Raw genomic sequence first — 6,896 nt, 5'->3', positions numbered from 1 at the left:
ATTACAGAAGAGTCTGAACTGTATGAAAGCTCATGGGTCAACTTTCTCGCATACATTTTCTTCTATGCGAAAGCGTTTCTCCTTGTCGTCGCATACTGGAAGCTTGGGTGCTACTTGTACTCAGTGGTGAAGTGGGCCTAGATGCCAGTCATCCTTCCATATGCATAACCCTGTGCTCGAAACCACCTGCGCGAAAAGCCGTGCAGGCGCGTCCACTCCACGTTATGCGGCAACTCTAAATCAAAGGGGTCAGCCTCGAATTGTCTTCAGCATAGTCTAGTGACTGGTTTGGAGCAGCCTCGAGGTCAGGCAAAACACCGCAAACGAAAATTCACCACCCCCGCCGCAAGCTCGCCGCCCAACACTATTCCCGCAAGCGGATCAGCAAGCTCTGCGTGCCACGGCCGACGAGGCCGGCTTCGTCGTAGATGCGCGATTCCGCCAGGCCGCCGCCGTCGGGTCCGATCATGGTCTGCGCCTCGATGCAAATCGAATCGCCGATCGGGCGGCGCAGCAAGTTGATGGTCAGGTCGAAATTGACGAAGGTGTAGCGGTCGAAATCCAGAATGGCGCTGATGCCGTTGCCCGAGTCCGCCGCCACCGCGACGCGCTGGTAGGCCGACGGCGTTTCGCCTGCGACCAGCGGATGGCGCAGGCGGAACCACACGGCGCACGGGCCGCGAAAGAAGTCGCCGGTCGCCAGACGGGTTTCCACCAGATCCGGATAGCCGATCATGTCGAGCAGGAAGGGGAAGCGCACCACAGGCGAATCGGCGGGTGACGCCGGCGCCTGCGGCAGCGGATGGCCGGGCAACCCGGCGGGCATTTCCAGCGTGGCGCTGCGCTGCGCCAGCGCGGTGAATCGGGCGATCTCCTTGCCGCCCGACAGCAGGCGCGCCGCCAGGTGCGCGGCGTTGCGCCCGGCATATTCGGTCGTCACCGCCACCGACAGGTCGGCGATCGGCACCGGGCGCAACAGGTTCGCCGTCAATCGGCCGATGTGATCGAGCTCCAGCGCCGCGGCGGCCCGTTCGATCGCCCGCATGACCAGCGCGATCGGCGGGCCGGCGTGCTCGTGGTCCGGATGCCAGGGCCCGCGCGTGAGGCCGCTGGCGCGAAAGCTGCCGTCGCCCTGTTCGGCGAAGGCGGCGGCGGGCAGATGGGTGAGTTCGTCGGCGCGGGTCATGGCGCATTTTCGCTGAAACTGCTTTAAATCTCCAAGATATTTCCCGGCCAACCCAGGGCGGCGCCGGCGAAGCGTCCCGAATCGCCGTGTCGCCGACGCCGACTGTTGACACGACCGGGCCCAGCGCTTGCCGCCGCAGATAAAATGACGGCCTTTCGCTCCCTGCTGCCGCGCCCTCGATGCGACTCACCGAACTCAAGCTCCCCCTCGACCACACCGACAACGACCTGCATGCGTCGATCCTCAAGCGTCTGGGGATCGCTGCGGACGAACTCGTCGGCTATTCGATCTTTCGCCGCAGCCATGACGCGCGCAAGCCGTCGGCCATCGTCTTCATCTACACGCTGGACATCGAACTGAAGAACGAAAAGGCCGTGCTCGCGCGCCTGCGCGGCGACCGGAATGTCGGGCCGACGCCGGACACCGGCTACCACTTCGTCGCCAGGGCGCCGGCGCCGGCGCCCGAGCCGCGGCCGGTGGTGATCGGCACCGGCCCCTGCGGGCTGTTCGCCGGGCTGATCCTGGCGCAGATGGGCTTTCGCCCGCTGATCCTCGAGCGCGGCAAGGCGGTGCGCGAGCGCACCCAGGACACCTGGGGCCTGTGGCGCAAGGGGCAGTTGAATCCGGAATCCAACGTGCAGTTCGGCGAAGGCGGCGCCGGCACCTTCTCCGACGGCAAGCTCTACAGCCAGATCAAGGACCCCGGCCACCGCGGGCGCAAGGTGCTGACGGAATTCGTCAAGGCCGGCGCGCCGGCGGAAATCCTCTACGTCGCCAAGCCGCACATCGGCACCTTCAAGCTGGTCGGCATGGTCGAGAACATGCGCGCCGAGATCCAGGCGCTGGGCGGCGAGATCCGCTTCGGCAGTCGCGTCGAGGACGTCCTCATCGAGCAGGGCCGGGTGCGCGGCCTGCGCCTGGCCGGCGGCGAAACCCTCGCCGCCACTCATGTCGTGCTGGCGGTCGGCCACAGCGCGCGCGACACCTTTGCGATGCTGCATCAACGCGGCGTGCATATCGAGGCCAAGCCGTTTTCCATCGGCGTCCGCATCGAGCATCCACAGTCGCTGATCGACCGCGCCCGCCTGGGCCCGAACGCCGGCAACCCGCTGCTCGGCGCGGCGGATTACAAGCTGGTGCATCACTGCAAGAACGGCCGCTCGGCCTACAGCTTCTGCATGTGTCCCGGCGGCACGGTGGTCGCCGCCACGTCGGAGCCGGGCCGCGTCGTCACCAACGGCATGAGCCAGTATTCGCGCAACGAGCGCAACGCCAACAGCGCGCTGGTGGTCGGCGTCACCCCCGCGGATTACCCCGGCAGCGACACGGATCCTCTGGCCGGGATTGCCTTTCAGCGCCACTGGGAAAGCCTCGCCTTCGAAGCCGGCGGCGGCAATTACGACGCGCCGGCGCAGCGGGTCGGCGATTTCCTCGCCGGCCGTCCGTCGACTGAACTGGGTTCGGTCGTGCCGTCCTACACGCCCGGTGTGCATCCGACCGACCTCGCGCGCTGCCTGCCCGACTATGTGGTCGCCGCGCTGCGCGAGTCGCTGCCGGCGTTCGGCCGCGAGATCGCCGGCTTCGCGATGGACGATGCGCTGCTGACCGGCGTCGAAACGCGCACCTCGTCGCCGATCCGCATCACGCGCGACGACGAATTCCAGAGCCTCAGCACGCGCGGCCTGTTTCCGGCCGGCGAAGGCGCCGGTTACGCCGGAGGCATACTCTCGGCGGCGGTCGATGGCATCAAGGTCGCCGAGGCTGTGGCCTTGAGCCTGACCGCGGGCAAGACCTCATAGCCACTTCAGTTCCCAGCGCACGCAGGGATCCAGCGCCGCCACGGCGCGCGCGGCGAAGCGCTGCACGGCCTCGCGATCGTTGGCAGCGCGCCCCATGAGCCAGCCGGCCAGCGGGCCTTGCGGATGGAAATTCCATTCGGTGGGCGCGACGATGAAGTAGTCGGCAATCCGCTCGCCATCGAGCACGATCTCATGCATCAGCAGGCCGCGTGCGGTCTCGACCAATGCGCGCCCGCTTCCCGCACTCAATTGCGCAGCACTCGCCGTGCCGCCGGCGCCGACTCTTGAGCTGCCCGCCGCCCAGTCGCGCAACTCCGCAAGGCGCGCCAGCCAGCGCGCCGCAAATGCCTGGGCCGTCGGTCCTTCACCGTGCGTTTGCCTGGCGATGGCGCCGGTTTCTGCCAGTGCGGCATGCGGCAAAAATCCGCATCGAGCAGTGGCCATGCGTCTATCGAGGCCCGCGCGTCCAGCGCGGGCAACAAGCGCGGCGCAAGCCCGCTCGCATCCTCCATGGCGGCCAGGCTTTGCCGGAGGCTTTCGATCCGCGAATCGTTCAGCAGCGCCGCCAGTTCGTTGCGCTGCCCGCTGCCCACCCAGCCCGCCGCCGCGACGAATTCCTCGCGCATCGCTGCCTCGCCCAGCATCGGCGGAAGGTCGAGCAGCCAGCGCCACAAATGTTCGCGCAGGGCTTCGCGCTCGATCGCCGGATCGAGTTGCGCCGGATAGTCAGTGCCGCGCGCCGCCGCCAGGGCCAGCGCCGCGGCACGGCCCTGCGCCTGGCCGCAGAGGGCGAACAGCAGCGGCACCAGGCGCACCGCATCGTCCGCCGCACGGCCGCGCAGATAGTGCGCCACGACGGGGCGATCGCTGGCGACACGAACCTCGCTCACGCGGCCGTTGTCGCTGCGCAGCGACAACCGCACGCAGCCGGGATCGATGCCTGTGCTCATCCGGCAACCATCGGCAGACGCAGGCTGAACAGGGCGCCGCCCTTCGGATGGTTGCTCACCGTGAGCTTGCCGCCGTGGCGCTCGACGATGCCGTAGCTGATCGCCAGCCCCAAACCCGTACCCTGCCCCACCGGCTTGGTGGTGAAGAAGGGATCGAACAGCTTGTCGAGGTTTTCGGCGGGAATGCCGGGGCCGCTGTCGCGGAATTCGATGACGGCTTCGCCCTGCTCGACGCGTCCGGATATCTCCAGCCGCCGCTCGCGCGCATTCGCCGTGGCGTCCGCCGCGTTCTGCACCAGGTTCATGACCACCTGCTGCAACTGGCCCGCGGAGCCCGGCACCGTGATCGACTCGGGGAGGCTCAGGCTCACCTCGAACTGGTTGGCCGTGGCCTTGCAGACCCACTGCACGGCGCGCTGGATCACTTCGACCAGGTCGAAGGGCTGCCGCTCGTCACGGTCGGTGACCGAGAAGCGCTTCAGCGCATCGACGATGTCGCGGGTGCGCTCCGCGCCTTCCACGGTGCCGTCGATCAGCGACGGCAGGTCGTCGAGCAGGCGGTCGATGCGCAACTCGCGGCGCAGGGCCTCGCGCTCTTCGCGCGGCATGTCGCCGTGGATCGCCGCAAGGTAGCGCGTGAGCCGGTCGGCATAGCGTTTCATCGCCACGGTATTGCCGTACACGAAGCTGATCGGATTGTTCAGCTCGTGCGCCACGCCCGCCACCAGACGGCCGAGCGAAGCCATCTTCTCGGAATGTATCAGTTGCTGCTGCGTGGTCTTGAGGTCTTCGTGGGCGCGGCGCAGCGCCTGGTAGGCGCGCCGCAGTTCGCCCACCGGGCGGCCGGTGATGACGAGGCCGAGCATCTTGCCGACGCCGTTGTAGCGCGGCGTGCAATTGAGCGAAACCGGGATGGCGGTGCCATTGGCGGCCTTCAACTGCATCTCGATGTCCTCGACGGCGTGGCTGCTCTGGTCGGAGAGCAGGCGCCCGGCCTCTTCGCGCGATTCCTCGTCGGCGAACAGGTCGAAGATCGTCCGCCCATAGAGCGAGGCCGCATCGACGCCGAGCAGCGAGGCCAGCGCCTCGTTGACGCTCTCGATGACGCCGGCCCGGCTGCAGACGATCAGCAGGTCCGACATCGAGGTCAGCACCGACGAAATGAACTGCTGGGCGTCTTCCAGCGTGGCGTTCTTTTCTTCCAGCGCGACTTCGTACTGGAGCAGGTCGTTATAGACCTCGTCCATCTTGCGGATCACGTCGAGCCAGATGCCGTCCTCGGCCGAAGTGCTGGCCGCGGCCGCGAGCATTTCGACGGTGAGCACCGAGCGCGGCTCCTCGGACCCGCCGCCTGATGACGCGCCGGACGGGTCGCCAATCGCCGTGGAAGGGGATTCTTCGTTCATCGGTGAAATGTACCCTACCCTGTCCGGCAAGGGCAAACCCTCGCCGGCGGATGGCGGGCGGCGTCAGTCGAGCGGACGATAGACCTTGCGGAATCGCGCGTCTTCCACGACCCCGAAGTCGCCCGGCGCGTATTGCAGCACCCAGTCGCGAGCATGACCTTGCAACAGATCGCCGCCGGACGAGCGCGCAAGCGAGAAGGCTTCCGCCATCTGCTTCGCCAGCACGGGGACCGGCCGTGACCGGTAGCGCCCGTCCTCGCCGGCCCTGACGGGCGCCACGGGCAGGTACTTGGCATCGAAGCGACTGCGCGAAACGCTCCAGCGGTCGCCGGTCGAGCCGGTGATCAGCGCATCGCCCGCTGCGAAGCGATTGGGGCCTTCGCGGCTGATCAGCTCGCCTGCCTTTCCGGCAAAGACCACATCCACGACCTCGTCCTTGACGAAAGACGACGCGGCGGGGTCCTGGGTCAGGTCGATGTTCTTGAGTTCGAGCATGGCGGGTCGGCGAAAATGCTGGGCGTGGAAGTGTCTCACACTCGCGGCGGGCGATGAAGCTCGGGCCCTGCTTGAGAAATGCCGGAACGCACCGTGGCCGCCGCAAGATTTGGGTTAGGCTACTCGCATGGATTTGCTCGATGTTCTCGGTTTCATGCTGCTGGCCGCGACCGGCTGGCTGTGGCTGGACAGCCTGAAGGCGCGCGAGACGGCCGTCGCCGCGGCCAAGGCCGCCTGCAACGCCGAACAATTGCTGCTGCTCGACGACACCGTTGCCATCCAGCGGCTCAGCCTGGGTCGCGACCGGGAAGGCGTCATGCGCATCCGCCGCAGCTATGACTTCGAGTACAGCGATACCGGCAACGACCGCCGCGCGGGAAGCATTGCCATGCTGGGCAATCGAGTGCTCGTGATCAACCTGAACCTGACGGAGGCGCCGGAAGGAAAGGTCATTCGAGGCCCCTGGAGCTGAGTTTCGGCGCCTTGAGGCAGACCTCGGCGGGCTAAAACCGCTCCGCGCGCCGCAATCGCACTGTCATTGCGTCGCATGGTCACCGCGACGGACCGCGGGTATGATATGCGGAGCAAATGGGTTCCTGGATTCGAAGGCGCCGCCGTCGCTTTCCTGGAGGAGACCACCATGATCGACCAAGTCATGACAGATAACACTGTCGTCCAGCTTTTCATCACCTTCGTTTACCGGGTCTTCCTCGTATTCGGAATCGTCGCCTTCGCGGTCGGCGTCGGGCTCATCGCCGACCACGCGCGAACGCGCCAGGTCTGTGAATTCATGAACCGCTGGATATCCACGCGAAGCGCCACGAAATGGCTCGCGACGCCCCGCGACTCGGTAGCAGCGGAGCATCGCTTTCGATATGTAATCGGTGCAGTGTCGATTTTCGCGGCGGGTTTTTCGGTCTTTGTCCTGAATGCGCAAATCGATGCGGAGCGGGTTGCCGCGGCAATTCCCCTGAATATGCCGCATGCCGTTGAAGTCTTGCTGGTGGAAAGCGTGCGCAGGATACTGATCGCGGGCAGCCTGCTAGCGATTGCGGTCGGC

The 6,896-nt window shown here is 66.5% G+C and carries 8 protein-coding genes; 3 read left to right on the top strand and 5 right to left on the bottom strand.

Annotated features, from left to right (window positions below):
- Window positions 1-364 precede the first annotated feature (364 nt).
- Window positions 365-1,186, bottom strand: a complete 822-nt coding sequence (locus WC493_RS21065) for a thioesterase family protein (RefSeq protein ID WP_373068228.1) — start codon at window positions 1,184-1,186, stop codon at window positions 365-367.
- A 179-nt stretch (window positions 1,187-1,365) separates the two neighbouring features.
- Between WC493_RS21065 and WC493_RS21060 the strand changes: the two genes are divergently transcribed.
- Window positions 1,366-2,985, top strand: coding sequence for an NAD(P)/FAD-dependent oxidoreductase (locus WC493_RS21060; protein ID WP_373068226.1), 1,620 nt, complete (start codon window positions 1,366-1,368; stop codon window positions 2,983-2,985).
- Here WC493_RS21060 and WC493_RS21055 read toward each other — a convergent pair.
- The 4 genes from WC493_RS21055 to WC493_RS21040 all read right to left on the bottom strand — a co-directional run bounded on the left by WC493_RS21055 (window position 2,980) and on the right by WC493_RS21040 (window position 5,836).
- Window positions 2,980-3,210 carry a nickel-dependent hydrogenase large subunit gene (locus WC493_RS21055; RefSeq protein ID WP_373068224.1) on the bottom strand — a complete coding sequence of 77 codons (231 nt, stop codon included), beginning with the start codon at window positions 3,208-3,210 and terminating at the stop codon, window positions 2,980-2,982. The genes WC493_RS21060 and WC493_RS21055 overlap by 6 nt on opposite strands.
- A 20-nt stretch (window positions 3,211-3,230) precedes the next feature.
- Window positions 3,231-3,935: a hypothetical protein gene (locus tag WC493_RS21050; protein ID WP_373068222.1), complete on the bottom strand. Its 705-nt coding sequence runs from the start codon at window positions 3,933-3,935 to the stop codon at window positions 3,231-3,233.
- Window positions 3,932-5,260, bottom strand: a complete 1,329-nt coding sequence (locus tag WC493_RS21045) for a sensor histidine kinase (protein WP_373068220.1) — start codon at window positions 5,258-5,260, stop codon at window positions 3,932-3,934. Before WC493_RS21045 ends, WC493_RS21050 begins: the two co-directional genes overlap by 4 nt.
- A gap of 144 nt (window positions 5,261-5,404) precedes the next feature.
- The gene (locus WC493_RS21040; protein ID WP_373068218.1) at window positions 5,405-5,836 is read right to left on the bottom strand and encodes a PGDYG domain-containing protein; all 432 of its coding nucleotides are present in this window, start codon (window positions 5,834-5,836) and stop codon (window positions 5,405-5,407) included.
- Between the two features lie 127 nt (window positions 5,837-5,963).
- Here WC493_RS21040 and WC493_RS21035 point away from each other — a divergent pair, with 127 nt between their 5' ends.
- Both WC493_RS21035 and WC493_RS21030 read left to right on the top strand, forming a co-directional pair.
- On the top strand, window positions 5,964-6,308 hold the full coding sequence (locus WC493_RS21035) for a DUF3301 domain-containing protein (RefSeq protein WP_373068216.1): 345 nt from the start codon (window positions 5,964-5,966) through the stop codon (window positions 6,306-6,308).
- 168 nt (window positions 6,309-6,476) lie between these two features.
- On the top strand, window positions 6,477-6,896 hold a 420-nt coding region (locus WC493_RS21030), incomplete at its 3' end, for a hypothetical protein (RefSeq protein WP_373068214.1).

Origin of the sequence: Zavarzinia sp. (genome assembly GCF_041650655.1) — a bacterium.
Lineage (GTDB): Bacteria > Pseudomonadota > Alphaproteobacteria > Zavarziniales > Zavarziniaceae > Zavarzinia.
Note: the sequence above shows the minus strand (reverse complement) of the source record. Positions and strands in the feature narration are given on the sequence as shown.